The organism is Emticicia agri, from assembly GCF_004168285.1.
GTDB classification, from domain to species: Bacteria; Bacteroidota; Bacteroidia; order Cytophagales; family Spirosomataceae; genus Emticicia; species Emticicia agri.
Genome location: NZ_SEWF01000062.1, coordinates 1 through 17,814, shown reverse-complemented (window position 1 = coordinate 17,814; position 17,814 = coordinate 1). Strand labels below are relative to the sequence as shown.

At 40.6% G+C, this 17,814-nt stretch carries 18 protein-coding genes and 2 tRNA genes; 14 read left to right on the top strand and 6 right to left on the bottom strand.

All coding sequences use genetic code 11. The features are described from left to right. The first annotated feature begins 182 nt into the window (after positions 1–182). Positions 183–1,790, top strand: a complete 1,608-nt coding sequence (locus EWM59_RS24440) for a phage tail-like protein (RefSeq protein WP_130023868.1) — start codon at positions 183–185, stop codon at positions 1,788–1,790. A 206-nt stretch (positions 1,791–1,996) separates the two neighbouring features. On the opposite strand, the gene EWM59_RS24435 is transcribed toward EWM59_RS24440, so the two are convergent. Further along, positions 1,997–2,383: a hypothetical protein gene (locus tag EWM59_RS24435; RefSeq protein WP_130023867.1), complete on the bottom strand. Its 387-nt coding sequence runs from the start codon at positions 2,381–2,383 to the stop codon at positions 1,997–1,999. 138 nt (positions 2,384–2,521) lie between these two features. Then, positions 2,522–2,962, bottom strand: coding sequence for a DoxX family protein (locus tag EWM59_RS24430; RefSeq protein WP_130023866.1), 441 nt, complete (start codon positions 2,960–2,962; stop codon positions 2,522–2,524). 730 nt (positions 2,963–3,692) lie between these two features. Here EWM59_RS24430 and EWM59_RS24425 point away from each other — a divergent pair. Next, entirely contained in the window at positions 3,693–5,918 is a 2,226-nt protein-coding gene (locus tag EWM59_RS24425; protein WP_130023865.1) for a coiled-coil domain-containing protein, read from the top strand. A gap of 332 nt (positions 5,919–6,250) precedes the next feature. On the opposite strand, the gene EWM59_RS24420 is transcribed toward EWM59_RS24425, so the two are convergent. Together EWM59_RS24420 and EWM59_RS27845 are read right to left on the bottom strand one after the other, a co-directional pair. Then, on the bottom strand, positions 6,251–6,529 hold the full coding sequence (locus tag EWM59_RS24420; protein ID WP_130023864.1) for a hypothetical protein: 279 nt from the start codon (positions 6,527–6,529) through the stop codon (positions 6,251–6,253). Positions 6,530–6,564: 35 nt separating this feature from the next. Next, positions 6,565–6,726, bottom strand: a complete 162-nt coding sequence (locus tag EWM59_RS27845) for a hypothetical protein (RefSeq protein WP_165372287.1) — start codon at positions 6,724–6,726, stop codon at positions 6,565–6,567. 290 nt (positions 6,727–7,016) lie between these two features. Here EWM59_RS27845 and EWM59_RS24415 point away from each other — a divergent pair, with 290 nt between their 5' ends. The 10 genes from EWM59_RS24415 to EWM59_RS24370 all read left to right on the top strand — a co-directional run bounded on the left by EWM59_RS24415 (position 7,017) and on the right by EWM59_RS24370 (position 15,227). Continuing rightward, positions 7,017–7,982, top strand: a complete 966-nt coding sequence (locus EWM59_RS24415; RefSeq protein WP_130023863.1) for a hypothetical protein — start codon at positions 7,017–7,019, stop codon at positions 7,980–7,982. Between the two features lie 394 nt (positions 7,983–8,376). After that, positions 8,377–9,516, top strand: a complete 1,140-nt coding sequence (locus EWM59_RS24410; protein ID WP_130023862.1) for a tail fiber domain-containing protein — start codon at positions 8,377–8,379, stop codon at positions 9,514–9,516. A 25-nt stretch (positions 9,517–9,541) separates the two neighbouring features. Continuing rightward, on the top strand, positions 9,542–10,654 hold the full coding sequence (locus tag EWM59_RS24405) for a tail fiber domain-containing protein (protein WP_130023861.1): 1,113 nt from the start codon (positions 9,542–9,544) through the stop codon (positions 10,652–10,654). 198 nt (positions 10,655–10,852) lie between these two features. Next, on the top strand, positions 10,853–11,425 hold the full coding sequence (locus EWM59_RS24400; RefSeq protein WP_130023860.1) for a Crp/Fnr family transcriptional regulator: 573 nt from the start codon (positions 10,853–10,855) through the stop codon (positions 11,423–11,425). Between the two features lie 95 nt (positions 11,426–11,520). Further along, a complete protein-coding gene (locus tag EWM59_RS24395) occupies positions 11,521–12,687 on the top strand; it encodes an NAD(P)H-dependent flavin oxidoreductase (RefSeq protein ID WP_229239429.1) in 1,167 nt (388 codons plus the stop codon). 81 nt (positions 12,688–12,768) lie between these two features. After that, positions 12,769–13,215 (top strand): DUF1579 family protein, encoded by a 447-nt coding sequence (locus EWM59_RS24390; protein ID WP_130023859.1) that lies wholly within the window; start codon positions 12,769–12,771, stop codon positions 13,213–13,215. Positions 13,216–13,460: 245 nt separating this feature from the next. Further along, positions 13,461–13,531 (top strand) — tRNA-Trp (locus EWM59_RS24385). Positions 13,532–13,538: 7 nt separating this feature from the next. Next, positions 13,539–13,609, top strand: a tRNA-Cys gene (locus EWM59_RS24380). Positions 13,610–13,635: 26 nt separating this feature from the next. After that, positions 13,636–14,463: a hypothetical protein gene (locus EWM59_RS24375; protein WP_130023858.1), complete on the top strand. Its 828-nt coding sequence runs from the start codon at positions 13,636–13,638 to the stop codon at positions 14,461–14,463. Between the two features lie 161 nt (positions 14,464–14,624). Then, positions 14,625–15,227 carry a hypothetical protein gene (locus tag EWM59_RS24370; RefSeq protein WP_130023857.1) on the top strand — a complete coding sequence of 201 codons (603 nt, stop codon included), beginning with the start codon at positions 14,625–14,627 and terminating at the stop codon, positions 15,225–15,227. Between the two features lie 147 nt (positions 15,228–15,374). Here EWM59_RS24370 and EWM59_RS24365 read toward each other — a convergent pair whose 3' ends face one another. Continuing rightward, positions 15,375–15,614, bottom strand: coding sequence for a hypothetical protein (locus tag EWM59_RS24365; protein ID WP_130023856.1), 240 nt, complete (start codon positions 15,612–15,614; stop codon positions 15,375–15,377). A gap of 513 nt (positions 15,615–16,127) precedes the next feature. On the opposite strand from EWM59_RS24365, the gene EWM59_RS24360 reads away from it, so the two are divergent. After that, positions 16,128–16,532 carry a response regulator gene (locus EWM59_RS24360; RefSeq protein ID WP_130023855.1) on the top strand — a complete coding sequence of 135 codons (405 nt, stop codon included), beginning with the start codon at positions 16,128–16,130 and terminating at the stop codon, positions 16,530–16,532. A gap of 107 nt (positions 16,533–16,639) precedes the next feature. Here EWM59_RS24360 and EWM59_RS28620 read toward each other — a convergent pair whose 3' ends face one another. Beyond that, on the bottom strand, positions 16,640–16,762 hold the full coding sequence (locus EWM59_RS28620) for a hypothetical protein (protein ID WP_262709309.1): 123 nt from the start codon (positions 16,760–16,762) through the stop codon (positions 16,640–16,642). A 225-nt stretch (positions 16,763–16,987) separates the two neighbouring features. Here EWM59_RS28620 and EWM59_RS24355 point away from each other — a divergent pair. Then, positions 16,988–17,814 (top strand): gamma-glutamyltransferase (locus EWM59_RS24355; protein WP_207220061.1); only part of this gene is annotated, 827 nt, incomplete at its 3' end.

Genomic DNA, 17,814 nt, shown 5'->3' with positions numbered 1-17,814 from the left:
TGCCCCATGCCCCAAGCCCCAAGCCCCATGCCCCATGCCCCATGCCCCAAGCCCCATGCCCCATGCCCCATGCCCCATGCCCAAGCCCTCTGCTCCAACAATTCTCTACCCCATTACAACCTTTCTGAAACACTTCAAGTCAAGCCCCTTGAAAACGATTCCATAACACTTAAAAGTGACACATGAAAAATCTTCTATCAATTGCTGCTTTATTATTTATCAGCCGTTTGCTTGTGGCTCAATCAGTTACCATTACACCGGGTACGCAGGGAAATGTTCAGCTGCCCCGACTTTCTTACAACCAGATACAGGCCATTCCTGACCCGCAGGCGGGTATGATGGCTTTCGATACCACCTTTAAATGCCTGAAATATTATACAGGTACACAATGGCTATGTACTTCACAAACCGAAGGCGACGGAAAATTAGCTGGTTTTGCCTGGCAGAAAAAATACAATTCAACGCTGGCTCCTGACCGTGTAACAGACATTGCCACCGACAACGATAACAACGTGTATATAACAGGGTATATGTGCGATTACTATTCGCAGTTATATGTGGCCAAGTTTGCAGCCGACGGTAAATTAATCTGGGAGTTTAAAGATACTTCAATTAATGGCGATGGCGGGGCATGGCTCGTATTAGATAGCAACCGAAACGTATATGTAACCTCGGCAGTACCTTACAATGCCAATTATCAGATAAAAGTGATGAAATTTCAGAGCGATGGTAGTATCGCCTGGCAAAAAAGCACTTTGGGGCAGACTGGAAATATACAGGCCGTGAGAGGAATTTATTTAGATAATGGCACCAATGTGTATATCACCGGAGAATATTCGGGTACGATGACCATGACGCCACTTTCTACTACTGCCAGCGTAGGGCGTGAGTGCTTTGTAATGAAATTATCGAACGGTGGAACGCCGCTTTGGGTAAAAGGAGTAACCAATAATGGACTCATAAAGGTAAATGCCAGTGGTGAGTCTTTTTATGCAGGGGCTTTTACCGGAAACATCAGTATCGAAGGTAATAACCTGAGCTCGGCAGGCGATAAAGATATATTGATTTGTAAATATACCACCGCCGGAACATTGGCCTGGTTTAAACAGGCTGGAGGAAGCGGCACCGATTATGTGTCTGACCTTGCCCTGTCTAACACCGGAGAAGTGTATGCCATAGGCAGTTTTTCGGGAGCGGCCAGTTTTGATGGCAATGTAACCAATGCCGTAGATGCCACCGATTTTTTTGCGGTGAAATATACCAATGCCGGGTTTTTTGAATGGGTAAGAAATGGGGGAGGCACAGGCGACGACAAAGGCATCAGCATTAAAATAGGGCCTGATAACGAGCCGGTTATTTTGGGTTCGTTGGGGGGCAGTTCAGGTAATTTTTATCCGGGCAACACCATTTATACCAGTGCCGGACATACCCATTTTTTGGTGAAGTATGATTCGTTAGGTGGCTATCTCAGATGGTTGAAAACGGTTGAAAATGCCGCAGGGTTCAAGATTAATGCGGAGAACGATGTATATACCTGGGCTAATCCGGGCGAATATATCGATAATCCGTTTAATCCGGGAGGGTATAACCATGTCGTTACCAAATACCAGAGCAACAGCATGTTTTTGTACAGACAAGTGAACCAGGGTGCTATTGCTTCTATGGCCTTTGGCACAGGCAAACATCTGTTTTTTACAGGCGGTTTTGCGCAAACCGTGCAGATAGGCACAACCAAATTAGTTTGTACCGATAACCAGGGAGATATTTATGTAAGCCACTGGGTTGAATAAAGGATTGTTTATTTACTATAAGAACGCCAATCTCGCTTCTCTTTTAGGGAAGTGAGATTTTTTTTTGTGCCTGAATTGTTTGAAATCATCCAATACAAACAACCTCCATTTTCCTTCCTCCTTTCTCCAACGAATAAAAAAAATGGTGAACCCATTTGCATGATTCACCATCTTCTTCTGTGTGTGGAAAATAGCCATACGCTACTCTATCTGTTAAAATCTTTGTTGGGGGCTTTATCGCCCGGAGTTATGTTCTGGTCTGAATCTCTTTGAGACTCAATGTCCCGATCCGAATCCAATGTTGAATCTTCAATATCTCTCTCACTATTGCCTGAATAATCAGCTTGACGGTTAACAGCATCGCTCGCATCTACATCAAACTCCTCTCCACCTTGTCCACGATACGCGCTTTGTTCTTCCTGTTCGCCACTATTCTGATTGGCGCCCTGTTGGGTTGAACCAGTATTTCCTTGTCCTTGTTGACCTTGATTGGCATTATTTTGTTGTGCTTGCTGGCTACTATTTTGGTTGCCTTGTTGCTGAGTGGCAGGAATTTCATCCTCGCGTCTCGGTGTATTTTCTATTGTATTCATATTGTTGTAATGGTTTAATTGTTATATCATTCATCAAAAAAATCTGTGCCAGACAAGTGGTAATGGCTGATAGAAAAATGAAGCGCAAAGATTGCCCGAACCTTTCCACAAGCGTAGCAAAGAATCCTCACCCGTTTGTCAGGTATGCGCATGTTTAAATTTTTGTGCTTTCTGTTGCAGTCGCCAGGCTTTCCAGGCACCTGTGCTCCATAAAGCCCAGCTAATGAGAACAGGCTGAAAAAACAACCGTATCAGGCGTTTCTGGTCGGTATCAAGCCCGAAAGCATCTCGGTGATTGACATACTGAGCAATATTTCCCGGAAATATCAGTACAAAAAATACCGCCACTATCCAGCCAATCTGTATCCGTTTTCTTTTTATCAACAACAGCGCAAGACCCAGCAGAATCTCGGCTATACCCGATAAAACCACCACCAGATCGGTGTCTAAAGGTACCCAGTCAGGCACTTGTGCCGGAAAATCAGCCCTCAGAAAAGTAAGATGCCCGATGCCTGTATAAATAAGTATCAACCCCAGCAAGACCCTGAAAACCTTCTGTATGAATGTAGTATGTATCATAAAATTGACATTTAATTTGATAATTTACTGAAAATAGTGCTTTCAACTCAATAGAGGAAAGTAGATAAAACTCGGTTTTCCTGATAAAAAGCCTGTACCATAGCTTTTTCAAGCAGAAGAATGTGGAGATTCGTACGCAATAAGGAATAGATAAATGGATAAATGGAGGTATTTTTATCGACAAGCCATAGAAGATTTTGGTAGAAACAGAATGAAAACTATGTAGTAATACCTGCATTCAGGTATCAGATTCTGACAGCTAACAGGGATTTTAGGTGTCAGATTCTGACAGCTAACGAACATTTAAGGTATCAGAAAATGATACCTAACAGGATTTTAGGTGTCAAAAACTGATGGCTAAACCATACCCTAAACTGATACCTAAGTTAATACCTAAACTGACACCATAATATAAACTAAACAAAACTAAACTAAATAATAGTAATAGTAGTAACTCCTTACAATGGTTCTTTTTTTTTGATTGTCTTTTTTTTTTAAAATGAGGCTGGAGGCGGGCGAAAATTTTTTCAATGAAAAATTGTTTTGTGGTGAGAAATATGGTCGGTTGAAAAATCAGGGTAGAGGGTTCAAAATTTTGAACCCTCTACAAATGGCGGTTAATATTTTGCAAAAATGCCATTAAAATTTTTTTTATCAATTTATGCTTATGTTGTAAGTATAAATTGTATATTTGCTGTTACTTTAAATCCAACACAACAAATACTACCAGATGGGAAATCTACATTTTACGGCAACCATTGATGCTGCCAGTTTTAATAAAACGCTTACCGATATTGAAAAGCGGATAAAGCAGATAGGAGAGCCAGACAATGGTGAGCCATTTTTGCGTCCAACAAGTCTTTTGGGCGCTAAAGCATTTGTTCAGACTTTTGGCGAAATTAATTCGGGTGTGATTACACTCAGAAGTGAATTCAGACTACTTAACCAGGAATTAAAAGAGTTTGATACGACCCCTATGGATGAAAGCCTTGAAGATTTCAAAAAAAGAATTGAAGAAATAAAAAATCAAACGGTTTCACTGACAGCATACCTGCTGAAACTAAACGAGGAATATGCAAAATTAGGAAGCACTGAACAAGATACTCAAAAGAAAAAAATTTTATCGGTGAAAATCACAGAAGTAGAGGATAGCCGCAAAAAAGCGTTTGATGAGTTTATTACCAAACTTGAAAAAGACGAAAAGAACCAAATCAAAATACAGGGTAAGTATAACGATTTGCGTGCGGCGCTTGATAAACAATATGCAGATAAGAAAACAGAGACCTATGACAAAGCCCTGAGGAAAATCAACGAGGATGAAAAAATAGCGTTGCAGGAGGCAATCAAACAAAACTCGGAAGCCTATAAAGAATTAGGGAAGACTTTAATCGGCCCGGAAGATGAGGTATTGAAGTCGAAGATTAAAAATACCAGGAAAGTATTGGCAGAATTAAGCAAAAGCGGCTTACAGAATTCGGAAGAATATAAAAAGCAATTTTTGAGCCTGATTGAATTGCAGGAAAAACTGCTGAGAAACCAGATTGGCTACCTGTCGAGTGTTGGAAAACTGTTTTCAGGCATCAAGAAAGAGAATGGAGGGGTGCTTAAAATGATGAGCGACTTAGGGGACGTGGTTGTTGAAGCCTCAACGGTTTTGGACAAATCTTCTAAATTCGGCAAAATCATTTCAGAACGCAACCTTGCCATCCAAAATGCGAAGGAACCTGTACAGGTTGCCAAAGCCGTTCAGGATAGTAAGGAGGCAATTAATAAAGAAGCGTCATTGCTAATTGTAGAGAAAGCAATTGAATTTATCAATGACCTTGCCGCTGCCATTCAACAATATGATAAGAAAAAGAAAGCCTATTATCAATCAGTTGCACAACAACAGGCTTATTATAATAAACTGTTGAATGATGAAATAAGGCTTAAAACAGAATCTGAAAACATTTTTGCGGCAGATACGGGAAGTCAGATTGAAGATGCCATATCGGCCAGAACTGATGCTTTAGAAAAATTTAATAGTGCAATGGATACTTTGAACGATTCAGGCAAGGCAAAAGATGGGGTAACGGTTGGGTTAAGTGGAAAAAATTTTATAAAAGGTATAACATCAGGTCTTTTTGGCGTTGCTAAATTGTTTGAGACAGAAGATAAACTGGTGGGTATTTTAGATAAATACCCGGCACTTTATGATAAGGCGGTTGGTGGGGTAAAAGGCTTCAATAAAGAATTAGCACAAAGCCTGATTGCCTCTAATGCGGTTGATGAAGCTACCAAGCAACAATTACAAACTACCTTAGACTGGGTAAATCAGTATGACCTGGCACAAAAGCAATTACAGGATTCAATTCTAAGCCTGACCGGACAGGTAGGAGAAGATTTGAAAAACGCCTTGGTTGACGCTTTCAAAACCGGACAAAGTGCCGCAGAGGCCTTGGGTAATACAATTGATAAAATCATAGAAAATATTGTTATCCAAACTTTATATACTGAACTACTGAAACCTGTTATTACCCAGTTTGGTAAGGATGTTGAAGCGTCTTATGGAGTTGATGAGAATGGGAAGCCGGGTGATGGTACTATTGAAGATGACCTGAATAGGTTTTATGCCAATGCTTTGCCGGCAACAGACCAGTTTTTGAAAGATATGGAATTGCATAAAAATAAATTTAAAGATTTAGGTTTTGATATATTTAATAAAACCGATAGTAACGCCAACGGCCTTTCCGGCTCAATCAAATCCATAACCGAAGAAACCGCCGGAGTTTTAGAAGGTCAAATGAATGCGATTCGTATGACTCAGGCTACCAATCTCGAAGTAAACCGTAGTCAGCTTTTGGCCCTTACACAAATCGCCAATAACTCAGAGTATTTAAAGCACCTTGAATTACTCAAAAGCATCGATAAAAAACTGAGTACCACCAATGAATTGAGAGCCGCCGGAATTGAGTGATTGAGTGATTGAGTGATTATTGAATTTTAAAAGTATGGATTTCACAAATTTATCATAAATACATTAGGCGAAGTTACCTCAATCACTAAATCACTAAATCACTAAATTATTCCTCTCAAACGGTATGGGAGAATGGGATAGAAGGGATTGTTTATTGCTGAATACTGAATGCGTAAATAGTGATATTTCAAAAATGGTATTCGAAACGGACTATTCTAAGTGGCCTATCATTGAAAAAATCGATTGGCAATGTTCTTGGCTATCCCACCCATATCTGTTTGATAGATGCCCGATATTTATAGGCATTTCAGAAGAAAATCCCTGTAGAAAATTTACTTATAAGCAACAGCCTTTATGAGTTTTATGCCGTTAAGTTCTTCAATCTCCCGGATATTTTCAGCTGGGATAATGCCTCTCTTTATCCAGTTAGAAACCACTTGTGTATCTTCTATATTAAATAGCTGACAATAACGCTTAATGGTAACAAATTCGCCCAGCATAATGGCTTCACCATTGATATGCAGCGCATTTTGCATTTGCTCTAATTGTGCATTGGCTTTTTTTAGAAAATCTGCTACGTTTTCTTTAGTAGCGATACGTTCTTTTATCATGTCATTTAAGCATTTAAAGAGTCGTTGACCCCGATTTAATCTTCATTTAATTCTTTAAGCAGCTTAGTCATTCGTGTGATGAAATCTAACAGTTCATCGACCTCTTCTTGTCTTTCCTCAACTTCATTTTCTTCAATAATTTCTTCTAACATCATTTTAGCAACTCTCAGATTATTTTCAGCGTTGAGTTTATCCATAAAGTACACTTTCTTTTTAACAATTTAAAGACTGGTTTTGTTACGTAAGGTAACGGAATTTTTTAAATATTTACCTGATTCAAGCGTATTTTTTTCAAATGGCTTGTTTAACGTTCTTTTCACTGATTGAAACATCGGCTCATTTTATGCTCTGTTATTTACAGCCAGTTAAATTAAAATACCCCCATGCCCTCTGCCCCACGCCCCCTCACCTTTTCAATTCTCAATAATTCTTGCTAACATTACGGCAAAATCAGCTTATTATCGGCTTGACTAAAATACTGTATTTTATGAAAAACTGCTTTCTTGTTTTGTTAGGGGCTATTTGCCTGTTTTCTTGTGCAAAACCTGCCATTACCATCAATTTAGACGATTTCGACCGTTCGTATGAGGCTGCATTTGCCAGTCAGTTTCAGGAAAAAAATGGAAAAATTTATTCAATCAATGCTGCATCGGCCTTTGAGGGCACTATTACTTATATCGAATACAGCACTCAGCTGAAAGAAATGACACTAAAAGATGGTAAGATAATAGCCATGACCATGCACGATAACACTCAAAAGCTATTATCGGAAGGTAAACGGGAGGGCGACAATTTCAGGATAATGCTTTACCCAAAAGCCAATGATTCCACCTTTAAAGAGGGGGAATATCTGCTGACACATTTTTCTGATAAGGATTTTATGACAAAAGAACTCAGCGAGCAGGAGGGAGTGCTGACCATGAAAGGGTATAAAGGCAAAGAAAGCAAGGTGAATGTAAGCATCAACCGACAAAAAGACCTATTAATAGCTGAGACAATAGAGAAAAAATACGGAGCCGTTACGGCAAAGACTATTTCGTTTACTAAAACCTTGCCCGATTCTACCGAAATTGAGTTAACCTGTAAAGAGGATACCGAAATACAACCGTACCAGCCCTACCACAACCGCTATGTAGAGTCGATGCACATCTTCAAAGAAAAGAAAGGAGGGATGAAATTAGAAATGCAATTGGCTGACGATGGCAACCTGAGGATATATTCAGAAATGATGGAGTTTGGGGATATGCACTGCAGCGTGTCGGAGGTATTGGTAGCAGGCGCTACACCTCTCACCATCGGAGAGTCTGACTGTGTGAGTACCGGATTAAAAATGATGAATCTTACCTTGAAAAAACAAATCACAAGGACGGCTTTGAAAAACAGGATTATGGAAAAACAAAAAAATAACCGCCTGGTGAGTCGTGATAACGGGGATATTGATTTCTATTTCTGAGGCTTTTGTGGGTGATTTAGAGGGTTTATTGGGGAAAATCTTCTTTATATTTCGTTTTCTGGTAGAGACGCATTGCATGCGTCTTCACAAGCCTTTGCAATCCAATAAATGCTATTTATGGATAAAAACTAATAGACCATTTTAAGGTATTTAAAGACCTTTGGAGACGCATGCAATGCGTCTGTACGAAAAAAAACATAATAATTTTAAGAACGCCTATTTCTTGAAACCTAATAAAATCGTCATACATTTTTTTTCTTTCTCTATTTTTTGCCGCTTACTCAAATTATAGCAGGTGTTTTTGCCGTTGAGTAAAATTAGAGCTAAATAAATGATAGTAAGTGTTTTATGATTGGTTTCTGTATATACCTTTGTAAAGAAATAATCAGAAACCATGAATAAATACCTCTTGTTGATGGGGCTTTCTTTAGCTCTGTCGGGGCTTGCTTTTGCCCAATCGGCAACCATACTTCCCCACTCGTCAGCGTTTATCAGCAATAGTGCCGAGGAGTCGGCTTTTGCGCTGAAGGCTGTGATGAATAACCCGATACCTGGTAAGTTTTCTACCACTATCAGGGCAGATAATTATAGCACTACCACAGATGGAATTGCCTTATGGGCCACTCATTTTGGGGCAGGAACAGCCATCAGAGCAAGCTCCGATAAAGGGCTTGGCTTATTGGTTTCGTCTATTGAAGGCACAGGGCTTTTTGCAGAATCTCAGGCTCAGTCTGCTGCCCAGTTTAGTACCAGTACTTCTACTACTACCAGCGAGGTAGTGGGTATTCAGGCAAAAAACCTGGGTACAGGCTTAAATATTTCTCTGAAAAATACAGCCAATGCCAATCCGGGGTTAGCAGCTTATACAGTAGGTACAGGCCCCGGCGCACTCATTAAAAACCTGAATGCCAACGGAATAGGAGCCGGTATGGTTGTAGGTAAAGAAAAGGCATATCCAGACCCTTATACAACAGAGGCCATCGCAGACTTTGAGGTAAGACATACGATAGAAAAGTCAATAGGCACTACGGGGCTAAGGCTTTTTAATACAGGACCTAATGCGGCAAGCTGGACATTTTATACAGTAAATTATTCGGGCGATATGCTATTATATGCCAAGTCGGCTGTCAGAGGTACATTCAATGGCGCGACAGGCGCTTACACGGTAGTGTCGGACAAGAGAATGAAAACCAATATCAGTGAGTATCCGGCAAGTCTGGCAAATGTCATGAAAATGGAAGTGAAGTCTTATCGACGAACGAATTCTGACAAAACGGAAATCGGTCTGATGGCACAGGATGCACTCAAGATTTTTCCGGAGATTGTGTACGACAATACCAACGATAAAGGTGAGCAGTTTTATACGATGGACTACTCACGTATAGGGGTGATAGCCATTAAAGCGATTCAGGAACAGCAAAGCCTCATTGCCAGACAACAACAAACCATTGATGAACAACAGAAACAATTGCAGAAACATCAGGCAGCCATTGAATTACTGATTCAGAAAGTGGAAGCCCTGGAGAAAAAATAAATCAATATCCGAACAGATAATAACCATGAAAAAACAAGTTTTACTGATAAGCTTGATAATGAGTACTGCAAGCTTGACTTTTGCACAGTCGGCCACTATAAATCCCGATAATATAACCGTATCAAATCCAAGCCCTGACCCACATTCTTATGCCATAAGAGGCGTGGTGAGTTCGCCTACCAATGGCTTGAAATCGGCGGCCATCAGAGGAGAAAACCTCGGAACCGATTTTGGTGGTTTCGGAATCTGGGGTGCACATTCAGGAGGCGGAACAGGCATATACGGGCAATCTGTGAAAGGGATAGGTGTGGTTGGGGAGTCTGGCACGTTATACGGAGTGAAGGCCTTTTCAGAAAGTGGCATCGGGCTTTATGCCAATTCTGGTTCCGGCCATGCGGGCTACTTTTTGAGTATGTCGGGCAATACTAAAGAGGTAATTTATGTGCAGAATCTGGGTTTGGGAGGTGGCATGGAAATAAACACTATCTTACCCTATAATACCAAAGACGCCTTAAAAGTGATTGCGCAGGGAACCGGAGCCGGAATTAACGTTACCGGATTTAATTCAGATGGCGATGGTGCAGGTTTGGTAGTAGGTAAAAAAATACCTTATCAGATGGCTTTTACTACCGACCCTAAGGTTGACCTTGATGTGCGGCATCCGATGGGAGATACCGAAGGAATGAGCGGGCTGAGAATACTGAATACAGGCCCTAATCTGTCGAACTGGACTATGTATGCCGCCAATGGCACAGGCGATTTGTTGTTTTATTGCAAGGGTGTGCTAAGAGGTTCTATTGATGCAGCTACTGGTGCCTATACTGCCATATCAGACAAACGCCTCAAAACCAATATCAAAGATTATAACAGTATATTGGCCGATGTGATGAAAATGGAAGTGAAATCGTATCAGCGGTTAAACTCTGCTAAAACCGAAATAGGTTTGATGGCACAAGATGCACTGAAATATTTTCCTGAAATTGTGTACGACAATACCAACGACAAAGGCGAGCAGTTTTACACGATGGACTACTCACGTATTGGCGTAATAGCCATTAAAGCCATTCAGGAGCAGCAAAAGGAAATAGATTTGCTCAAAAACGAAATTGCCGAGTTGAAAAAACTGATAAAAAAATAGGGGAGGGCACAATCGTATTTAATCGGGTCGGGTTATGTGCTGGTTGTCAGAAAAAGTCGGGCAGCAATTGACCTACATCTCCTCACCCCCCAGCCCCCTCTCCTCAAAAAAGGAGAGGGGTGTTACCGGAAAAGTAGGGCAGCAGACCTGTGCATAACTGACCTTTTTTCGTGTATCTTTGTGCACAAAATCTTGTATATGAGCGAGCTACTGAGGCAACATATCGAAAAAATTGTTTTGCTGACCGATGCCGAGTTTGCGCATATTCTTTCTCATTTTGTCAGCAAAAAGTTTAAAAAACATCAGTTTGTGGTGCAGGAAGGGCAGGTAGTAGCACATGATTTTTTTATTCTGAGCGGTTGTCTGAAATCTTACAGCACCGATGTCAACGGCAAAGAACACATCATCCAGTTTGGCATGCCCGACTGGTGGATAACCGATTATCAGGCGTATTACGGGCAATCAGTGGCCACCATGAACATTGATTGCATAGAACCCAGCGAACTGCTGTGTTTATCGTATGCCAATCGGGAGAAACTCTGTGCCGAATACCATAAAATAGAGCATTTTTTCAGAAAGAAAACCAATAAACGCAATGTGGCCCTGCAACAGAGAATCCTGTCTTTATTGAGCAGCACCGCCCAAGAACGCTACGACCAACTCCTGCAACAATATCCCGAACTTTTTCAGAAAGTCCCCAAACACCTCATAGCCTCTTATCTCGGCGTTACCCGTGAAACCCTCAGTCGTTTTCGTCAATCCGATAAATAATGTGAGGTATATCACATCAAATCGTTGAGGTATGTCCTCGCACTGCCGTTTGGCATACCCGAACTTTGCCACTGTTTCAACCAATATAAACAGCTATGCAAAGAAGAAATGTGATAAAAACCTTGTCGGTATCAGCCTTAGGGGCTAATATTGATACCTTGAAAGGTACAGCAAAAAACGATAAAAAAATGTGGAACAAAACCCGATTTACCGATTTATTAGGTATCAGCTACCCGATTGTACAGGGGCCGTTTGGGGGTGGCCTCTCATCTGTTGAACTCACAACCACCGTAGCCAATGCCGGAGGTCTGGGTTCGTTTGGCATGCAACCCTATACTCCCGAACAGATTATTGAAACGGCCACGACTATACGCAAGCAGACAAACAAGCCTTTCAACCTCAATCTTTGGGTAAATGACCGTGATGCCCGTCTGGCCGATTTTGATGATAACGATTATAAAACCCTCACCGCCTTATTCAAACCCTATTTTGATGAATTAGGTTTACCTATCCCTGAAAGACCCCAGAATCTTGGCCCCAAATATGAAGACCAGTTGCAGGCTATTTTTGAGGTGAAACCCGCTGTTTTCAGCTTTGTGTACGGCATACCCTTAGCCAATGATTTAGAGAAGTGTCGTAGGCTGGGTATTAAAACGGTTGGAACAGCCACCACAGTTGACGAAGCCATTGCGCTTGAAAAAGCAGGCGTAGATGCCATTGTAGCCACAGGTATGGAGGCAGGCGGGCATCGGGTGTCGTTTCTGCGTTCGGCAGAAGATTCTCTCACAGGGTTGTTTGCCTTGATTCCGCAGGTGGCAGATGCCGTGAAGATTCCGGTGATTGCCGCAGGAGGGATTGCTGATGCGAGAGGAATAAAAGCGGCCCTGACATTGGGTGCCGATGCCGTACAGATAGGAACGGCTTTTCTGGCAACAACTCAATCAAATGCCACGCAAGACCACAAAGACCGTTTGTTTGCACCAGATGCCCGATACACTATCCTCACCAAAGTTTTTACGGGCCGACTGTCGAGAGGGTTAAAAAACAGACTGACTGAAGAACTGAAAGACAAAGGACATCTGATGGCACCATACCCATTACAAGGCAAATTTATGGGACACCTGAAAGCCTATCCGGCTACCTCAAGCAGTAACCCTGATTTTAAATCATTCTGGGCAGGGCAATCGGCCTCGTTGCTTAAATACAAAGATGCTAAAGTGTTGATTGAGGCTTTGGTGCAGGAAATGAATCAATTAGGTTAAGGAGTTTTATACTGATTATTTTTAAACAAAGGGCATAGTCGCAGAGTTAGATGAGTGCACAACTTAATAATAATCAGAAACATGGAGAACAAAACAATTGCACTCGGACATTTAAACAAATTTGCAGGCCAATGGCATACAGAGGGAGTAGTATTGCCAACTGCCAGCCATGCAGCCATAGAAGTGAAAGGAACAGACACCTACGAGTGGCTACCCGGTAACTTTTTTTTATTGCACAAAGTGGACGTACTGATGGGCGACAATCACGTGCAGACCTTAGAAGTGATTGGGTTTGACGAATCGGCCAACCACTTTACGATGCAAAGTTATGACAATAAGGGGCACTCGACCCTGATGACTGCCACCCACGTGGATGACTTATGGATATTTAAAGGCGAATCGATGCTATTCAGAGGCAAATTCAGCGAAAATGACACAGTTTTTTCCGGCGTATGGGAACAATTAAACCACGAAAAAGTATGGGCACCATATATGAATATTAAACTGGTGAAGGTGGGGGAGGAATAGGGGGTTAAAGGAGAAAGGGAATGATTTTAAGAAAATTTTAAGAAAACTCTTGCACGATAAATAAATTTTTTTCTACCTTTGCCGTATGAAAAATCAAATGGTATATAACGCATTCTCTTGTTGGTACGGGCTAAGTCCGCATCAAGCAAGATAGCTATATCCGTTTCTGAAGATATAATGAGCCGCTTGGTGTGAACACTAAGCGGCTTTTTTGTTGCCGCTTATCTCGCCAAAAATCTCTATATACATCGGTTGTTTAATGGTAAAACGTTGGTCTCCAAAACCAGAAATGTAAGTTCGATTCTTACCCGATGTGCTTGTTTGTCCGGTATGCTCAATGGATGGGCGTTTGTCTGCAAAACATACGTAATCGGTTCGATTCCGATACCGGACTCTAAAAATGTTAAATAACCTATTTCGATGAGCCGAATTATGACCTTGTCTTTCTTGTGTGCAGAAACACAGTACGAAAACGCCATTCGTTATTTATTGACACAAATGGTACCTATGAAAAACTATGCAGGTATTGTTTGCAGAGAGCGGTGGGTATTGGGTAAAGAAACAGAACTGAGTCCTGGAGATTTGGAAAAACCAGGCTTTTTTGAGGCAATCATACATTCGGATAAACAACTTGAAATTACATTCCCTTATCCGGTTTATGAAGATGAAATGTACTTAGACCTGCAATTAAACGGACTACACTATGACGGTGGCACAACAGCCCGACAAGATGGATTGATAAATCTTAAAATCAATTATAGCCGATTAGCAGGTTTTGAGTTGGACAATGTGCGTTTCAGAAATGGTTATGATAAGAAAAACCTCAATAAATTGTATGGATTGGTTAACCAACATTTAGAAAAGATTTTTTTGCAAGCCTGCGGTGCCGAGAATGAACTGCAATGTCCCTGGGAACATGCGGTTTTGTATCACGAAGCAGGGTTCAGTTTTAGCGGTAGTCAGATTGTCTATCATCGTTCGTGTGATGCTTTTATGGGCGATAACCGGATTGATGCTATTTGTCATGAAAAGCAGATAAAAGTGCCTGAATTATGGATGAATCATCAGGAATTATTTAATAACGAAACATATCCGGAACTATCCTTGAAAGATTTACAGGTTATTCTGGAAGATATGAACTCACTGGGCGATTTAAAAGCCATCGTTGATGTTCATTATGGCACTTATCTTATCAGCACTATAGAAGATAATTTACTGAGGTTTTATGAGAATTATCCGGTATTGTAAAGAAGCCTGAAAATAGCAAGGTGATAGATAGAGCAGGTTGAAGTAATATAAAAAGCCAGTGTATGAGGTGAATAAAATCCAATATAATAAACTCCATAAAATCATACCTAATCCCGAAAAACTTTTCCGAATTTTATAGCACAAAACACAAACCTGAATCAATGCTTTTTGAAGAGATAATAGGGAAAAAAATAACCAATATTTATTGCTTGTATGGCCAGACGCAGGGATGGCTTGATACAGCAGAATGTTTCATTGAACTGGATAAACAATGGGTTAGTCATATTCCCTGGTTTTATTCTGATTCAGTCGAGTTAGAAACAGTTGAAGTAAAAAAAGGAGCGGTAAGTATATTTAAAGACCTGGCTGACTATCCGGTATATCATGTAAACAAAGCCAATCAATCCATCGGAGAAATTGCAGAGAACCATCGGCGCAGACAATCCCGCTTTTTTAATAAATGGGTAAAGGTTTTATTCGGGTACGAATTTCCTGTAAAAGAGTATGTACCCTATCAAGTGGAATATGTAGAAAACAAATTAAAGTACTTGAAAGACAGCCGGATAGTAGATTTTATCTGGTTTGAAGAAAGTGATGATAAAGGCTTTTTTCTGCTCGATAACGGTTACCTGATTACCGAAACAACTATGTCTCCGTCAGGAACAGGATTAGCAGGACTCAATTATTACCAAACTATTGATGCAGTTATTGAGGAACGGGGGCATAATTTTGAAAAACTGACAGATAGATTAGCCAATAAATAAGACCTTTCACTACCAATGATTCACAGACAACTGATAGCCATTTGTCATTACTTTTATTGTATAACCATTAACTCCCTCAATAAAAAAGTCCTGTTCGCTTATGCTGAACAGGATTTTTCATCTTTTAGTTTTGCTTAGGGCAGAAGCCTAATAACTATATATCGAAATATTCATAACTCCCATTTTGGAAGAGAAAGATGATACATACCTGAGTCGCTCTTTTTCTAAAAAATCCTTGAATTTCTTTAACGAATTCATGGTTGGTTCGCCATCAACCTTGATTTTTATCATCACAAAAAAATCATTCCCGAAGGTATTCTGAGCCATGAGTTTACTCAATTGGAGTGCTTCTGATACCTTATTTCTAAGATTAAAAACAGTTGCCATTGTATAGTTTGAGGGATTATTGATTGAAGAAATGCTTTCTCGTTGCAAAGTTTAAGCTGAATACAGCCGCTAAGATTACAGACAAATAGTTTATGAAAACACTCAGTTTATCAAACTGATGGAAAGAATTTTCCGGCTATTGAATTTCTAACGAAAATTAAGAGGAATTTAGTCCATTTCCAAAGTTTTTTCTGAAATATTTTACTTTACCTATGTATTAATAATCGACTTTGTTAGCTTTAGGCGAAGATTCGGGTTTTTTACGAATATTTTTGTGGGTAAGTATTTATACTTATTTAAAAAATGATTAACTATGCGCTTCGTACTAACCTTTTATAAACGTACTCATACCTTTACAGTATTTCCGGATAAGAAACCCTTTTTGTGTCTCAGGCAATTAAAGCATTTAAAAAATATATTGATAAAAAATTGATTTTCTGTTACTATATTTGAAAATCAGCAAGAGAACAAAAGGGTTTCTATGCCAGATGTTCATCAACTTATACATCACCAATGCCGGAAATATTAAAAATCGTATTAGCCGATGATGATGAAGATGACAGAGATTTCTTTCAGGAAGCTGTTCAACTCGTAAAGATTCCGGTTGCGTTGACAACCGTCAATAACGGATTAGAACTAATGCACCTGCTTAAAATTTCTGAAAAATTCGACATGATTGTTTTAGATGTGAATATGCACCTTAAAAACGGCATAGAAGCATTGGTAGAAATACAGGCAGATACCAAGCATAAAGATACCTTTTGTGCGGTACTCACTACTGCCAGCAATAAACATCTTGAAGAAGATGCCATTCGCAAAGGCGCCAATATATTCAAAACAAAGCCTTACAATTTTGATGAATATGCCGCCAATGTCAGAACTATTATTCTCGCCTGCCTTGCAAGCCGGAAGTTATAAGAAAAGCATACTCCCTGTTCGGCTGAATATATATCCGAAACGGAGTTATCAGTTGAAGTGTCAGTCTGGTGCGCCCAGCTGTTCTCTGAACAGCATTGTGCAAAACCCTATTTCAATTTTGCTCCAATTAACCGTGCCATGCCCATGTTCGGACGAGTAGAGGCACGGTCGTCGCACGATGACACGGTAGTACAATTCCATTGCGGCAATTCCCGTTCTCCGAACAGCATTCTGCAAAAAAAGCAAATTTCCACTCCAATTAACCGTGCCATCGTGCGACGACCGTACCCTGTTGCGGACGAGTAGAGGCACGGTACAATTCTATTATAGCAATTCCATTGTGGTAATTAATTTTACCTCGAATCTGGAGATTCGAGTCATAGAAGTATAAAAAATTTCTAAAAAAACTTAAATTTGTTTCTGGCAATGCACTCATTACCCTAAAAACTAATTTAATGAAAAAAAATCTTTTCTTTCTTCTATTTCTGATTGCGTCCTGCAAAAACAAACCCACTCAAAACCAAACCATCAAAGGCTTAAGCGAATATGCGGTAGATGTGCCGGGTATTCAGACTTTTTATGATAAAAAAGGTGTAGTAGCCGAAAATGGCATGGTAGCTTCAGCTCATCCGATTGCTTCTCAGGTGGGTGTCGAGATACTCAAGGCAGGCGGTAATGCCATTGATGCTGCCGTTGCCACCCATTTTGCGCTGGCGGTAGTATATCCGTGGGCGGGTAACTTAGGCGGGGGCGGATTTTTAGTTTATCGGGATAAAAACGGTGGAAATTATACGCTCGATTTCCGTGAAAAAGCACCCATGAAAGCGCACAGAGATATGTATTTAGATGCCAACGGTACGCCGATAGCAGGTTTAAGTACATTGGGGCATCTGGCCAGCGGTGTGCCGGGGTCGGTAGATGGCATGGTAACCATGCACGAGAAATTTGGTAAACTATCGTGGGATAAAGTAGTGGCTCCTGCTATTGCTTTAGCCAATAAAGGCATTGTGCTGACCGAACGAGAGGCCGTTGGACTAAACCGTGTAAAAGCAGATGTAGTAAAAGTAAATGCGCCGGAGTCGCCGTATTATATCCGGCCTGATAAACAGGAATGGAAAAAAGGGGATACCCTGATACAAAAAGACCTGGGTAGAATGTTAGGTCTGATTCAGACCCGTAAACGGGCAGGTTTTTATGAGGGCGAATGTGCCGACTTATTAGTGAAAGAAATGGAACGAGGCAAGGGGATAATATCGCTCGAAGATTTGAAAAACTATCATTC